The sequence below is a fragment of the Alloprevotella sp. OH1205_COT-284 genome (genome assembly GCF_003859795.1).
Lineage (GTDB): Bacteria > Bacteroidota > Bacteroidia > Bacteroidales > Bacteroidaceae > Alloprevotella.
This window is the reverse complement of record NZ_RQYI01000015.1, coordinates 1-15,804: the sequence shown is the minus strand read 5'-3', so window position 1 is coordinate 15,804 and position 15,804 is coordinate 1. Positions and strand designations below refer to the sequence as shown.

The 15,804-nt window shown below is 49.0% G+C and carries 13 protein-coding genes; 7 read left to right on the top strand and 6 right to left on the bottom strand.

Translation table 11 applies throughout. The features are described from left to right. The first annotated feature begins 39 nt into the window (after positions 1-39). The 7 genes from EII14_RS05140 (at position 40) to EII14_RS05110 (ending at position 8,450) form a co-directional block, all read left to right on the top strand. Positions 40-1,848 (top strand): phosphoethanolamine transferase, encoded by a 1,809-nt coding sequence (locus tag EII14_RS05140; protein ID WP_124931492.1) that lies wholly within the window; start codon positions 40-42, stop codon positions 1,846-1,848. Continuing rightward, positions 1,845-2,924 (top strand): acyltransferase, encoded by a 1,080-nt coding sequence (locus EII14_RS05135; RefSeq protein ID WP_124931491.1) that lies wholly within the window; start codon positions 1,845-1,847, stop codon positions 2,922-2,924. The genes EII14_RS05140 and EII14_RS05135 overlap by 4 nt, the downstream gene beginning before the upstream one ends. Positions 2,925-2,946: 22 nt before the next feature. Continuing rightward, positions 2,947-3,522 (top strand): L-threonylcarbamoyladenylate synthase, encoded by a 576-nt coding sequence (locus EII14_RS05130; protein ID WP_370241974.1) that lies wholly within the window; start codon positions 2,947-2,949, stop codon positions 3,520-3,522. Positions 3,523-3,539: 17 nt separating this feature from the next. Next, on the top strand, positions 3,540-5,297 hold the full coding sequence (locus EII14_RS05125; protein WP_124931489.1) for a chloride channel protein: 1,758 nt from the start codon (positions 3,540-3,542) through the stop codon (positions 5,295-5,297). A gap of 11 nt (positions 5,298-5,308) precedes the next feature. Beyond that, on the top strand, positions 5,309-6,046 hold the full coding sequence (ubiE, locus tag EII14_RS05120) for a bifunctional demethylmenaquinone methyltransferase/2-methoxy-6-polyprenyl-1,4-benzoquinol methylase UbiE (RefSeq protein ID WP_124931488.1): 738 nt from the start codon (positions 5,309-5,311) through the stop codon (positions 6,044-6,046). Positions 6,047-6,115: 69 nt separating this feature from the next. Then, the gene (locus tag EII14_RS05115; protein WP_124931487.1) at positions 6,116-6,889 is read left to right on the top strand and encodes a shikimate dehydrogenase; all 774 of its coding nucleotides are present in this window, start codon (positions 6,116-6,118) and stop codon (positions 6,887-6,889) included. Positions 6,890-7,031: 142 nt separating this feature from the next. Further along, positions 7,032-8,450, top strand: coding sequence for a hypothetical protein (locus EII14_RS05110; RefSeq protein ID WP_124931486.1), 1,419 nt, complete (start codon positions 7,032-7,034; stop codon positions 8,448-8,450). Positions 8,451-8,465: 15 nt separating this feature from the next. On the opposite strand, the gene EII14_RS05105 is transcribed toward EII14_RS05110, so the two are convergent. From EII14_RS05105 to EII14_RS09470, 6 genes are all read right to left on the bottom strand, one after another. Further along, the gene (locus tag EII14_RS05105) at positions 8,466-8,876 is read right to left on the bottom strand and encodes a hypothetical protein (protein ID WP_124931485.1); all 411 of its coding nucleotides are present in this window, start codon (positions 8,874-8,876) and stop codon (positions 8,466-8,468) included. Positions 8,877-8,918: 42 nt separating this feature from the next. Further along, positions 8,919-9,584 carry a hypothetical protein gene (locus EII14_RS05100; RefSeq protein ID WP_124931484.1) on the bottom strand — a complete coding sequence of 222 codons (666 nt, stop codon included), beginning with the start codon at positions 9,582-9,584 and terminating at the stop codon, positions 8,919-8,921. A 4-nt stretch (positions 9,585-9,588) separates the two neighbouring features. Beyond that, positions 9,589-11,814 (bottom strand): dynamin family protein, encoded by a 2,226-nt coding sequence (locus tag EII14_RS05095; RefSeq protein WP_124931483.1) that lies wholly within the window; start codon positions 11,812-11,814, stop codon positions 9,589-9,591. 2 nt (positions 11,815-11,816) lie between these two features. Then, the gene (locus tag EII14_RS05090) at positions 11,817-13,877 is read right to left on the bottom strand and encodes a dynamin family protein (RefSeq protein WP_124931482.1); all 2,061 of its coding nucleotides are present in this window, start codon (positions 13,875-13,877) and stop codon (positions 11,817-11,819) included. Positions 13,878-14,051: 174 nt separating this feature from the next. Beyond that, a complete protein-coding gene (locus tag EII14_RS05085) occupies positions 14,052-15,671 on the bottom strand; it encodes a dynamin family protein (protein WP_158608331.1) in 1,620 nt (539 codons plus the stop codon). Between the two features lie 30 nt (positions 15,672-15,701). Continuing rightward, on the bottom strand, positions 15,702-15,791 hold the full coding sequence (locus tag EII14_RS09470) for a DUF6140 family protein (protein ID WP_255422101.1): 90 nt from the start codon (positions 15,789-15,791) through the stop codon (positions 15,702-15,704). Positions 15,792-15,804 lie beyond the last annotated feature (13 nt).

Sequence of the window (15,804 nt, the reverse complement as noted above, 5' to 3'; positions counted from 1 at the left end):
CCAAACATTCATACCGCCGCCGGCAGTCCAAACAAACTTATGTTGCTCTTCTTTCGTAAAATTTGGCAATATCTCCTATGGCTCGGTGTCCCATTGTCGCGACACGGGCTGTTCTTCTGTGTGCTGACGGGATTGGCCGTCAGCACCTGCCTCATCATCGGACGACCGGGAAGCGAACACACTTTTTACGCATTCCAACTGAGCATTGACCTCTATGTGCTTTGCCTCATTTTCTGCTTATTACCCAAGAAAATAGGCGTTCCGTTCAAATACGGCGTTTACACCGTCGCCTATCTGCTTGCCGTCGTGGAATGCTTTCTGTTTATGCGCTTTCGGCTGACCTTTTCCCCGAGTATGCTCAATCTGCTCTTGGAAACGAACGGCAACGAAGCCGGAGAGTTTCTCGGCATTTGTCGGACGAGCAAAGAGTTTTGGAAATCACTGGGTATTTTCTCGTCGATTTTCGTACTCAATGTTTTGCTCGGAATTCGAGGCGGAAAAGCGTTTCGTCGTGGTGCAAAGGTATTCTTTCGAGATCTGCACAAGGCACATTGGGCGGCAAACGGCATTAAGCGGGCCGGACTCTCGGTTTTGGTGCTCGCATTGATAACCGCCAACGGCCGTGCATGGTGGGGAGAGAAGCAGAAGATGATCGAGTTTTTCGGAAATACGCATACGCGACAGGCCGAGGATTTTCCGGAATACATTTTCTTCACTTCGTTCTATCGTTTGATACACGCCACACATTTCTTGAACATCGCCCGACAAGAAACGGAAAATCTGATGTCACGAATGGGCACACTGCAAGTCGACGCCTGCACGGCAACCTGCCCGAACATCGTTGTGATCATTGGAGAAAGCTACAACAAGCATCATGCGCAGATATATGGTTATCCGCTCGAAACGACCCCCAATCTCGCCCGTTTGAAATCAAAAGGAACGCTCCATGTCTTTACCGATGTAGTCACGCCGTGGAACCTGACGAGCAACTGTTTCAAGTCGTTCCTTTCCACCCACAGCGGCGATCAGCCCGGCACGTGGGCGGACGGTGTGTTGTTTCCGACGCTCTTTCGTCGTGCGGGCTATAAAGTAGCTTTTGTCACCAATCAGTTTTATCGGTCGGCCGCACAAGGTTCGATAGATTTCAATGGTTCATTCTTCCTCAACGACGAGCGCATGGACAGCTTGTGTTTCGATTTTCGCAACCGTTTCCGAAGCCGCTCCGAAGCCGAAATCACTAAATTGCTTCAACGCTTTCAACCCGGAGAGCGCAACCTTTATCTTCTCCACCTCTATGGGCAACACATGGAATACCACCGGAGGTACCCCGGAGAGAAAACCCGCTTTACGACGGCCGACATCCAACGTTCCGACCTGACCGAAGAACAACGGCAAATCGTGGCACACTACGACAACGCCACCCGTTACAACGACGAAGTGATAGCGAGCATCTTCACTCATTTCAAAAACGAAGATGCCATCGTGCTCTATTTCTCGGATCACGGCGAAGAGGTGTATGACGGAGAAAGCGGCATCTACGGTCGCAATCATACTCCGACTCCCCAAGCCGAGGTGTTGCGATACGAATATGAAATTCCCTTCATGATCTGGACAACACCTTCTTTCAGAAAGAAACATCCGGCCGTAGTGCAGAGCATCCGCCGCGCTCTCGATCGTCCGTTCAGCCACGACGATCTTCCTCATCTGCTAATGGGGCTTGCCGGTATTCGCTCACCGCACTATGACGAACAGCGCGACCTGCTTTCCGAAAAATTCCGCCCCCACACGCGTTGGATCAAACAAACCGTAGACTATGACAAAGCCATGCGCACAAATCTTCAACAATGACCCTATCTCGCAACGACACCGCGTTTTTGAAAGGCATCGCCATTCTGATGATTGTGATACACAATTTCTGTCATTGGTTGCCAATGGCCGTACCCGAAAACGAATATACGTTCGACGCCACCCGCATTTGGCAATATTGGGAATATCTCCAAAACGGACGGCCTCACCTTGTTCTCAATTTCTTTTCGCATTTCGGACACTATGGTGTGGCGTTGTTTCTCTTTCTCAGCGGCTACGGCCTCGTCAAGAAATATGAACGCAACGAAGCTCCGAAAGTATCCGTTTTGCGTTTCATGACCGCCCACGCCTTAAAATTGTGGAAACTGATGGTGCCCGCCATTCTGCTTTTCATACTGACGGAAACAATTTTTCGAGACGGTTTTTCTCGCGATTGGAAATGGGTTGTTCATCTCTTGACTTATACTTCCAACCTCGTTCCCGTCGCACACTTCATCATGGGGCCTTGGTGGTTTTTCTCGCTCATTTTGCAGTGCTATCTCCTCTATCGCCTTGTGTTCTTCCCCTTTCGCAAGGGCGGCGTGCTTTGGGGAGTTACGCTCGCAACGCTCGCACTCCAAGTCTTCTTCTATGCAGCCGACATTCGTTTTTCTTGGAACGGAGAAAGCGTCGAAGCCCTCACCTATCTGCGCTATAACGCGCCGGGGCACCTTTTTCCTTTCGCCCTCGGCATCGGTTACGCACGACAAGAATTTTCCGTAAAAGCCCTTCCCGTTCTATTGACAGGCGTGGTGCTCACTATCGTTTCGGCTTTCAATGTATGGTTGTGGCTGCTTTCTCCTCTTTTTGCTTTGATGGCCACACTGCCACTTGCACAAATCGTCGGTGAAGGCAAGTTTCGCCGCCTGCTGCAACGGATCGGCCCCATTTCGGCCGCAATCTTTGCTCTGCACCCCATTGTGCGCCACTACACCATATTGCCGGCTTGTCGTGCGCTCCGCATGGAAGAGCCGACACTCGTCTATGGAGCGGTGTTGTTCTACCTCCTCGTCACCCTGTTGCTGGCTTGGAGCTACACCCGACTGAACGAACAACTATCCACCTCCCGACATCTTTAATATTCCCAACAACACAGATATGCTGACGAAAGACCAACTCGACGATATTCGCCAAGCCCTCTCCGTAATGAAACAGGGAGGTGTGATTCTCTACCCCACCGATACGATTTGGGGCATCGGCTGCGACGCCACCAACCCCGAAGCCGTTGCCAAAGTCTACGCCATCAAGCAGCGTGTGGATGCCAAGGCACTCATCAGCCTTGTAGACAGCGAAGCCAAAATCGATTTCTACGTGCCCGACGTGCCCGACGTGGCATGGAATCTCATAGAGCTGGCCGAACGTCCGCTCACCATCATTTACGACAACGTGCGAAATCTCGCTCCCAATCTCAAAGCCGAAGACGGTAGTGCGGCCCTCCGCATGACGAAAGAGGAGTTTTCCAAAGAGCTGTGTTTCCGCATGAAGCGCGCCATAGTCAGCACATCGGCCAACATCAGCGGCCAACCCGCACCGCGCTGCTTTGCAGAAATTTCAGAAGAAATCAAAAATGCCGCAGACTACGTTTGCACCTCTCGACGCGATGAACAGGACAATGAGCGCGCATCCTCTATCATCAAACTCACGTCTTCGTCCGAAATCACCATTATTCGCGAATAACCTCAACTCCGACACTCATGCTTGGCATTCAACAAAAACTCACGCAACGGCAGTTTGTTTTGCTGCTCAGCTTATGCGTCGGATTGGCTTCCGGACTGGCTGCCAACCTCTTGAAATGGTTCATCCACAGCGTCGAAGAGTTTCTCACCCGAAATTTCACCGTCGACAGCTCCAATCCGCTCTATCTCCTCTATCCGGCCGTCGGCATCCTGCTGTCTGCCCTGTTCATCAAATACATCGTCCGCGACAACATCGGGCACGGCGTCACCAAAATTCTCTATGCCCTTTCGCGTAACCAAGGTTTTCTGCGCTCCCACAACACTTGGTCTTCAATGGTCGCCTCCGGTCTTACCATCGGTTTCGGCGGTTCGGTCGGAGCGGAGTCGCCTATCGTTCTGACGGGCTCCGCCTTGGGCAGCCGCATCGGGCGTTGGTTCGATCTCGACCACCGCACACTGATGATCCTCGTCGGATGCGGTGCTTCGGGGGCAGTGGCAGGCATCTTCAAAGCCCCCATAGCCGGTTTGGTCTTCACGATCGAAGTATTGATGATCGACCTCACGATGTCCTCCCTCGTTCCACTGCTCATTTCCTGCGCGTCGGCAGCTTGCGTGAGCTACTTTCTTTCGGGTAGCGGCACCATGTTTCACATCGCGCTCAACGATCCTTTCATCGTTGAACGCGTGCCGAGCACTATCCTTTTGGGCGTATTGTGTGGGCTTATCGGACTCTATTTCACTCGTGTCATGAATGCCTTCGAGCGCGTCTTCGCCCGCTTCGGCAATCTATATGTGCGCTGGATCATGGGCGGAATGGTTTTGGCACTTTTGATCTATCTGTTTCCTCCGCTATACGGCGAAGGCTACGGCACTATCTCCACCCTACTCAACAGTACGACTACCGGCGATGCCGTCGATGTGATGAACAACTCCTTGTTCTACGGTCACGAGCGGTGGATTTTGCTCTACCTCGGACTGATCATTTTGCTGAAAGTCTTTGCCGCCACAGCCACCAACGGCGGCGGCGGTTGTGGCGGAACGTTCGCCCCTTCCCTCTTTTTGGGTTGCCTCACCGGCTACACTTTCTCGCAAGTATGGAATCAGTTCGCCCCCTTCGGCATCACCCTTCCGCCGACCAACTCTTGCCTTTACGGCATGGCAGGAGTGATGAGTGCCGTTTTTCATGCTCCGCTGACCGGCATTTTTCTCATTGCCGAACTCACCGGCGGCTACCGCCTGCTTGTACCCTTAATGATCGTATCGGCCATCAGCTATCTCGTCATCCACACCTTCGAGCCTCACAGCATTTATTCGATGCGTTTGGCACGGCGGGGAGAACTGCTCACTCACCACAAAGACCAAAGCGTACTCACACTGATGAATCTCGAAGATGTCACCGACAAGAGCCGCCCCATTCTCTCGCCCGACATGACGCTCGGCAAGATGCTCCAACTCGTTTCGAGCAGCAAACGTTTGCACTTTGCCGTTTGCTCTCCCGACAAAAAGTTGCTCGCCGTAGTAAACATCAACAACATTCGTCATCTCATCTTCCGCTCGGAGCTCTACAATTCCTTCACCGTCAACGGGCTGATGTCACAACCCCACGCCATCGTCCGCACCGACGACAGCATGCAGGACATCATGGACAAGTTCCAAAAAAACGATGCCGGAACGCTTCCCGTCACCGATGCCGACGGCTACTACGTAGGTTTCGTTTCACAAGCCCGCCTTTACAGTGCTTATCGCGAAATTCTCAAAGACTTCTCCGAAGAATAAATACCCTCCGCATGAACTATCAGCAAGAACAGATCAAACCCTACTCCCCCGAGGGTGCGAAAGGCCGGCAGGTCGAACAAATGTTCGACAGCATTGCCCATTCCTACGATTTTCTCAATCACGTCCTCTCGCTCGGCATCGACCGTTCGTGGCGTCGCACCGCCATCGACAGCCTGCGCCCTTTCGCTCCGAAACGTCTGCTCGATGTCGCCACCGGAACAGGCGACTTTGCCCTTCTCGCCATGCGTCGCCTCAACCTCGACAGCATTCTCGGCGTCGATCTTTCGGAGGGAATGCTGCGTGTCGGACGCGAAAAGGTGGAACAACAAGGCCTCTCCGACCGCATCACCCTGCGCAAAGCCGACTGCATGCAACTCGACATCCCCGACAACAGTTTCGATGCCGTAACCGTGGCCTACGGCGTGCGCAATTTTGAAGATCTCGATCGCGGATTGCAAGAGATGCGCCGTGTGCTCCGTCCCGGCGGCCGATTGGTCATCATCGAACTGACCACTCCCGTCCGTTTTCCCATGAAACAACTTTTCCGCTTTTACTCGCGCATACTCATGCCGATCGTCGGAAAAACCGTATCGCACGACGCACGCGCCTACACCTATCTTCCGGCCACCATGGAGGCTTTTCCGCAGGGCGAAGTCATGCAGGAAATTCTACGAAAAGCAGGATATACCGATGTGCGCTTCCGTCGCTTCACCTTCGGTCTCTCCACCCTATACACCGCTGCCAAATAAGAGGTATCGGAAACCCATTTCTTTTCAAGCCCTCAGGGGCTTTTCTTCTTTCTCTCCACACCACTCTCCATGCTTCAATACGGACTCATCGGCCATCCCCTCGGTCATAGTTTTTCGGCAGGTTTCTTTTCCGAAAAGTTCAAACGAGAGGGCATCTCCGCCCGCTACGACAACTTCGATCTCCCCACCGTCGATGATCTTCGCTCCTTTGTCGAAGATCATCCCGACCTCGTCGGCTTCAACGTGACCATTCCCCACAAACAAGCCGTGATAGCCCATCTCGACACACTTTCTTCCGAAGCTCAAACCATCGGAGCTGTCAATGTGGTGCGCGTCGAGCGAAAGACCGATGGAAAAATCCTGCTTCACGGTTTCAATTCCGACTTCATCGGCTTCACCGACAGCCTCCGCCCCCTGCTCCGTCCACACCACCGCCGTGCCTTTGTTCTCGGCACGGGAGGCGCATCGCGTGCCGTGGTCTATGGCCTTCATCGTTTGGGTATTTCGCCCACCTTCGTCACACGCACACGTCATGCCGAAACAATGAACGTAGGGGGTGTTTCCGTTCCCGTTGTCGAATATGCCGAACTCCTTCCCGCTCACTTCGCGTCCGTACACCTCATTGTCAATTGCTCTCCGCTCGGCATGCACCCTCGCGAAGCCGAAGCTCCCGCCCTCCCCTACGAAGCACTGACCGATCGGCATCTTCTGTACGATTTAATCTACAATCCTCTCGAAACTCGCTTTCTCGCCCTCGGTCGCATGCAAGGCGCCACTATCAAAAACGGCCTCGAAATGCTTCATTTGCAAGCTCTCGCCGCTTGGAAGATCTGGCAAGAATGATGTTTCGCGACCCGTCAAGCCGCTGTTTTAGAGGTTGCGCTGCCGTTTCTCCCACTTCCTCTTCGTATATGGATACAAAATCACGACTTTTTCCTTGCACCGACTGCAATCGCTCTGCCTTTTCCTCCGCAGACATCCTTTTATGAAATATCTTCGCACCATTATGATGAAAGAAGCCCCCCGATACGAAGAATGGCTGACCACCATAGCCAACACAAGACTCATTTACAACACCATGGAAGAGCTTGAAACCATGCTCGACAATCGTTCTATCCATGGCAATGGCATCAAGCGCAGTTTCTCCACCCCTCAGAAACTTCGTGCCGCTTTTCGAGATTTGAAAGTCGAAGTCGAACTATATACCGACGGCCAACTCCGGCTCGACAGCGTGATGTCGCACTATCGAAAAGCATGGAAATTCTATCACGAAAAACTTCAAAGACGTACAACATACGAAGAGATCGCACAAGAACTGATCCTCTATTGCTATCCCCCCAATCGGTCCGACAACATTCCTCCCAAGCGAGAAACGCTATATCGTCACATCATTGAACACAACCTCCATATCCCTTTCATTCTGCTGATGCTTCTCAAAGCCATACCCGGCTATGAATCGAAAGACGGCGACGTCATCGACATGCCCCGTCTGTTTGAGCGCGTCATGAGTTTCTTTGAAAAGTTGGCCGTCACCCACTTCTTTCATCACCTGTTCCCAAGCATTACGCAGGCAAGAGAAGAGCCACACAAAACCCGAATCATGCTTTTGTTTCATGTTTCGCAAATACTCCACATACACGAAAGCTATGCGGCAAACGAGAATATGTACGACATGACAGACTACTTGAAACAAAACCGCGTGGGGCTGAACATCGAAGGCTATTGGAACGAATGTGAGGGCAAACTCCTCTACACCCATTTTTGGCAAATCGAACCCACCGCAGACGACGGCACCTATTTCATGACCCATTGGCACAAAGATGCCGACAACCGCCTGACCGGCATCCGCTACACCCTTTTCCTTGTCAAACACATCAACGGCAGTCTGATCGCCTACATCCTACACCCCGAAGCCATCGCCCACCGCATGCAGGGACAGTCCTATGGCGATAGCGACCAAGTGTGGTACCAAACGGAAATGCCCGATCATTCCGACACCGTCGTTCTTCCTTTGCAGCGGATGTTGAGTTCCCATGTTTGGCCGCAATCCCTCTCCCTCACCAAATGCACCGACAAGGCCGTAACCGACATTTACGACAGATGGCTTTCCAAAGATTGCGAAATCATCAAGCCATACGAACATTTGGAATACGAATTTCGAACAGCCCTTTACGCCATCACCCCCACTCATCTCTACATCCTCTCTGAAAACGAAGATGAATTTTTCAAAGTTCCCAAATCCTCCTTTGAAGGCTTCGATCAAATCCGCATTAGCGACGATGTCGGCATCATGCTCATGAACGGCCACACCTATTTGGCCTTCGACGAATTTATGCTCTACATCAGCACCCGACAAAGCGAATTGGAAAAATACAATATAGAAAGAGTCCGTTGCATTGAATAGCAACGGACTCTTTTTCTATAATCTGAAACGAATGTCAGGTCTGACAATCCTTATTTCGGAGTGATCTTTCACCCTTCCGTCCGGCAAGACGGTGGTGATGTGGTGCAGCTTATGAACCGCATTATTGATATAATCGCACAGTTCATTGACATTTCCCTTGTTCGCTCCGAAATTAAGCAGATTGAAAATCGAACGAGACGACGACTTGACCACCACCCGGCATGTCCGCTCACTCACGGCCACCACTTTCATCTTGATCTTCTCCGAGAACGGAGACAACCAAGCTCCGCGCCGTGCCTCGACCACAAACAAATCATCGTCAAACTTCATCCCCGAAAATTCGGTGCGATGTGTTTCAAACAAATGCTTAATGGCCGTATAGGTGGTGCGGGCGTTGTGGGAAAATTCCAATGTCGTTTGTTCCATGACAATTCGGCTGGTGTAGTAGTTGTTGTCTTGCTTCAAACATTATCGCAACAATGCCCCATATCGGGCAATCTGCTTATCGGCCGCCACTTCTATGGCTTTCAACAGCTTTGCTTTGTAGTCATTGATACTCTGCTTTATTTCGGCCGCATTCTGTGCGCCATTGATCATGTCGGAGAATTCAATCAGGCGAATATCAATCACTTCATAGGTGAATGTAGCCGAGCTCATGGCTTCTTTTCGAGAGCTTTCCAACTCGGAAAAATCAATGGCGCCATGCACTTCTTTTTGTTTGAGTTCCATGAACTCCTCCCATTCGGCGATTGTTCTTTTTACCGCATCGTTCACTCTGGTCACGATTTCATTCTTGACGGTTGTCATGTTGTTTTCGGGCGTTTTGCTTCCGATGTTTTCTTCGGGCGAGTTGTTTTTCGACAATCGATATGCGCCGTATGCACCGGCCGCCGCCAAGCCCAAGCCCAACACCTTCGAGCCGGAACTCTCCGAGGCCACGGCTCCCAATCCGGCAACCGCCGCCAATCCATACAAAGCATAAACAATCGGGCGATTAGCCCCTTTCTCCGATGACACTCTTCCCTCTGTCGACGTAGGAATGATAATGGCCGAGAAGTAGTGTCCGGCTTTCTCTTTCAGACGTTCTTTCTTTTCTTCGATGGAAAGATTTATTTTTTCAATTTTCGTTTTCATGTTGTTATCGATAAAGAGTGGATAATTCTGATACGCAATTGACGATGTCGTCCATTTTTTTCGACACGGCGACTTTGTCCGCCATGTCTTTTTCGAGTGCGTCGAGATAGGCATCGCCTTCCTTTTTGAGTTTTTCGGCAAAGTTTTTCTTCATGTCCTCTATCACTCTCACCGCTTCGTCACATTTCTTATTGACTTCTTGCTTTATGTCTTCCTTGATTCCATCGGCCAGATTTCTAAACGCATTGATCAGTCCGGCATTGTGGTCTCTTAATTGTTGCGCCAAATATGATCTCACTCGTTCTTCTTTCAAATCCTCTGTACCCGACGGGGTGAATTGTCTGTTGGCAATATCGTCTCCCCTTCTTTGATAGGCATCTATGATGTCGCCGATAGCCAGTTCCCTACTATTACGCAACACATCCAAAGCCCTATCGATCAGATTTCGATAATAAGAATCTTTGAAAGCGGTGCTCATGATTTTCTTTTCAAATTCACTGATCTCACGGTTCAACTTCTCGGCCATCTCCTTTCGAGTCTCATCAAACAGCTTTCTCCATTCGGTGTTCCAAGCTTCTGCATACTCTGCCACCGATTTTCTGATTTGATGCCCCAATTCAAAGGTATTCACCTGCTCAATATCCAAATCCACCGAACCGGAAAGCCATTTTTTATACCATGGTCTTTTACATGTAATTGAAACATCAATGCTCTCGGTCGGTATCGTTCTGATGTCGTTGAAGCGCACTCTATTGGCAATGCTCGTCACATTGCCGTTCAAGTTTCTTGCAAATTGATTGAAGACATTTTTGAATGTATCTTTCAGTTCATCAAACAATTTGCGTTGCATCTCCTTTTGCCGTTTGATTTCGGCAATCGACGTTTTGTTCAACTCTTCCTGTCGGTTTTTGTATCCCGTCAGGATGCGTTCGATGCTCGAAGAGATGTTTTCTTTGTTCTTCGCAAAAAACTCCTTGACCTTTTCCTCGATGATGCTTTCTTTATTTTCCATGAACAGCCTTTCGAGATAGCTTTCTCGAATCTCTGCGATATTGGCCAATCCCTCAAACGACTCTTTCGCATTGGCCTCCGTGGAGAAATAATCGGGATAGTAGCGTTTCATTTGTTGCACCACCTGTTTTTCCACGTTGTCCCACTTCGACGATGGTTTGCGGGCTATGGAGTAGCCTATTCCGGCCGTAGTATCGAGTTTGAGCCTGCCGCGCAGCTTCTCGTCGATCGTGTCCGACAGCTCTCGAAGCCTTTTCTTAAACTTTTTGGTTTGCATTTCCACCGTGTCCACCAAATCTCCGCGAGGCTCTTGCTTCATTTCTCTTTCCGCCCCGATGTCTTGCAGCACGGAGTCGAATTTACTGGCCAGCAAAACCACCGCCCCGATGCCCGAGCCTCCGATGCGGTTGTTGAGAAATCCCACATCTCCGCTCCCCAAGAAGTCGGTGGAGGCACTCAGCAGAAACACTCCGTGACAACTGTGAAGAAACGTTCTCGTGCGATTTTCGCGCGACACCACCGGGTCGTTCACTCCCGGCGTATCCACGATTTTCATGCCTTTCAGTCGCTCGTCGTTCATCTTGATATACAAACTCTTCACGACCGACGTGTATTCTCCGTTTGCACCGACATACTGCTCCAACACATTCTGCAAATCATCGATGTCGTAAAACTCCTTGCTATCGTTTCGACTGCCAATCTTCTGTTGGGCTTTGCTGCTGCAAGCCGACACCATTTCGTGGGCGGAGCGCACTTTTTCGGAAGTTCTGCTCTCCAATTCTTTTTTTATCACGCTTTCGGGCGCGCCTTGATTTTCGGTACGCACTTCCTGTTCGCGTTTCTTGTATTCTTCGTCTTGATTGACAAAAATCTCCCAATCTTTTTCGTTGAAGTATTCCACTTCAAAAACGTTCTTTTCCGAATATTCAAGAATGGTCAGTCCCGCCGTCATCGGGGTCGAAGCCTTCGGCAACACGTCTTCTCCGTTGAAAAAGAGGGAATTCAAGAAAGAAGACTTGCCGGCCTTCACCTGCCCCACAATGCCGATCTGCAATACGTTGTTTTCGGAGAGCAGCTCTTCGCCGCTCTCCTTAAACTCTTTGAAAACACTTTCCAACTCCGTAACGGCTCCTTTGAGACCGTCATAGTCTATCCTTTTAAGCTGTGCAAGTTGGGTTTCGGATTTCTGAATAAGGTTTAACAGTTGATTTCTATCCATGTTTAGAACGCATTTTTTATTTCTTGTTCAATCCATTTGCTGAACGTTTGTTTTCGCGCCAGCTCTTCGATGGTTTCTCCTTTTTCCGTTTTGGTGGCTATCAAGTCGGGATCCGCATCCAAGAGCATTTTGCAAATGTCGCGATATTGGTTTTCGACAGCGGTGTGAAACGCGTTATAGCCTCTTCTGTCTTTTATCGAGGGGTCGGCATCATGGTCGAGCATAAACTTCACCATCTCGTTGTTGCCCATTTGCACGGCAAGCGTCAAAGGCGAATATCCGTTCGGATTGCATACCGCCAAATCCACTCCGTTTTCAAAGCTACGCAAGAAAGCCTTATAGTCTTCTTTTTGAATGCTCTCAAACACATTGGGCACCACGTATGCGTCATCATACACCTTTTTGGCTTTATTCTGCCGTTGATATGTGCGAATGGCTTCATCAAGGGCCTTCATGAATAAGTTTTTATACGCCGACATCCGTTGGTGCATTTCTTTTTCTGCTTGTTGACGTTCGAGATTATCTTCACAATCCTGACACGCTTTATTATAAGAATTTTCAAAGAACTCTATTCTCTGCTGCTCCATACTTTCAAACCAATCTACAAGTTCTTTTCGATAGTCTGCTTCATAATATTCATAATTGATAGCATTGTATCTATTCCATCCGAATTTATTCTGCCGAGCTCCTTCATTGATTTTTGGAGTCAGCGTATTCTCCCAACATGTATGTTCTGTATTATCCCATGCATACATCTCTCCAATAAATTCAGAAAACTGATTAAGAGCAAAATAGTTGGAATCTTCATATTTTTTCATCGTATTAAAAACTTCGGTATAACTTTCTTGACAAACTTCTCTCAATTCTTTAATCTGAATATCACTAATTTCTTTGGAGTTTTGATAATCAGTATGACACTCTTCTTTCTCAGGCAGCAATTCTTCTTTATATTCTTTTTTAAGACTTTGAATTGTGACTTCACAAGCACCAATTTCTTGATCAAAAATATCTTCGATGGCATTTCGCCATAACATGTTTCCATTATCCCCATTACCGCTTTGCTTTGCCTCTTGAATGATCTGTCCCATCGTTTTCTTATTATAGGAATAATAAATCATATTATCCAAGGTGGATAAGGCCAAAATATCGATAATATCTTCCGGAAATTCCTGCAACAAAGTGCGAGCGGCATTGTTGACAATCTGAACCGCCTCCTGCTTTCCTTTCTTATCGGCTTTATTGAAAATAATCACTTTCTTGCCCTCAAATTGCTTGATCATTTCTATATCGTCCGCCACCGTGGTGCCTCGTTCACAATCGACCAGCCAAAAGAGCACATTGCCTTCGCTTAAAGCCTCCATGGCCGTTTCTCTGTCGGTTTTTCCGTTGGACTGATTGGCTCTGTCCGAATTGTTGTAGCCCGGTGTGTCGATGAAAACCAAACCATCCAAATCTTTGGAAGGAATTTCCACAAACAACTTTTCCAAAACGGAGGCCAAAAACACATGCGATTGTTTGGCATGCTGAATCGCCTGCAACACACCGGGTTCCAAATCGACCAACACATTTTTCAAATTAACTCCTCTGACGGAAACGGAGCGATTATTGCCCGAGCAATACAAGTAGGTTTTCACCACCGACACCGGTTCCACGCCCGTGGGTAACAAGTTAGCGCTATTGGTCAGGCGATTCAGAAAAGAAGATTTTCCGGAAGAGAATCCTCCTGCCACCACAATCTGTGTATGCTTCGTATTTTCGTGTGCTCCCAGAGTAATAGAAAGGTTCTTACATAACGTCCTTAAATCAGCTAAAAAATCCCCATTTAGTAATAGGGAACGATATTGTGGAAGATAATCAGACAAACTCATCCCTTCAATTTCTTGACAAAAAGCTGTATCGAGACGTTCCCCAAACTGATCCATATCGGCAGAAGCCGTTGCAGAACTGATCTTTGCCATCAGTTCCATCACATTTTCCGGATTTTCATACGGATTCACTTTGATCACTTGCCGTTTAACGGCATTTCTTCCTGCTTGCGGATTTGTTTTTCTTGCTAAGGCCATAATGAGAAATAGATAAAATAGGGTAAAAGCCGTGTGCGGTTTGGCGAAACAAACGTATTGCGTACGAAAATCTCAATTTGATTCGTTGTCTTTTCGGATTTTCGTCTCACTCAATGCACAAAGCCCAATGAAGCTGTGTCAAAACATGCGTCTTGACACAGCTTTTTTGAGGGGTTAAACACTTTCGACAACGGCATTGAGATGCGAAATGGCAGCATTCAGCTGTGTGAGCTCGGCCTCCACTTCTTCTTTGTTTTTGTGGGCATCGGCCATTTTCTCGCGAAGTCCGGCTTTCACCTTCTCCATTTTGGAGATCACTTCTTCCTGAATCTGCTTTTGTATTCTTTGTTGATTTTCTTTTGTGATTTTGAGCACCATGGGCTGAATGCTTGTCAGCACTTGTTGCACACATAGTTCAATCACCTTGCCACGCACTTCCTCAACGGCTTCCTGTTCGTTCTTGCCAAACAAGCGACTTAGAATATTCGGCAAGTAAGGCAACAAAGCAGACAACAACATCTTCCAAGGAGCAGCCACGGGTAACAGCTCAAGAATGGGGCCTTTGAACAGCTCTATGATGGGAGAAAAATCGCTCATGAAGTCGGGAGAGAGCTTAATGGCTTCCATGTCTTTCATCGACTCTTGCACGGCAAGTCCCAGTGCCGAGGAGTATTGATCGCTTTCGTCCTTGAACGAAGAAATCATTTCTGCCCTGACGATGCTCAGAATGGTCGCCTTGATGGTCTCCTCGTCTTCCCGATTGACAATCATCTGCGCGATGTCGCCGGCTTTGGCTTCGAGAGCGAAACGAACATTGTCGAGAATATCCTGTGTGGACTTCTCCGGGGTGTCGGCATTGCAGTTTTCGGTGGGCAACTCGGTCTTCACATTGGAGATTTCCTCATCGATTTGCTTGATTTTCTCATCGACGTCGGCAATGTCTTTGCTGCGCAGAGCGATGCGCATTTTCAGTTGTTCGATCACTCCGCCGACCAGATACTTGAACTTCTTGCCAAGTTTTTCGGCCACGAGTGCCTCCGGATTTAATCCGGAAAGATAACGGTTGAGCCCCTCCAAATCGTTGTTTACAGAGCATACGGTTCCGACGAAAGGCTGTTCGTTGCCGAGCTTTGACATCTGAAAGCGGATGTAGTCCACAATTTCCTTGACATCTCCTTCCGGTTTTTTGTCGATTTTGGAAACCAACACGGCCGGATACATTTTGTATTGAGAAAGCTCCTGCATGAAGCTCAATGTGCTTCCGCGAAGCGATCCTTGCTCGGCGTCCACGAGCAAAACAAAAGCCGTGCCGCTGTTGATGTAGTGGGAAATGGCGTCATCATGACGCTTGATGCCCGAACCTATTCCCGGCATGTCTACCAAAATGATGTCTTTCTCTTGAAGGCGTTTGATGGGTTCGCTCGTGCAATACACTTTTGCGATGTCGCCGGATTCCGTGTTGAGGTTTTTAATCTCGGCGAGAGGCTTGATATCCACTTTTGTTCCGTCGCGATAGAGTTCCACCGTTTCGGTCGTTCCATAATACAACTCATAGGCCACGGCCGTTTCGGGCATGGTGTCGACGGGCAACATGCCCGACTTTCCGGTGAAGATATTCAGCAACGAACTTTTTCCGGCACTGAACACACCCACCAGCGGCACTTTGATGTATTGTGAAGCTCGAACTTCGTCCATGAACTCTTCCGATTTCACCTTAAAACTATTTTGTGCCTCTCCGATGAGCAGATTTGACACTTCGGACACTTTACCCAGTGCCTCTTGATATTTCATCATATTGTTCATACGTATATAATTAAAAAAGTTTTATCCTATTCTGTCCACTTCCAAATCGACCATGTTCAGGCATCCGGCCTTTTTGATGTCGATGCCATAGATGCGGAAAAAAGCATCGATGACGGGTTGCCCG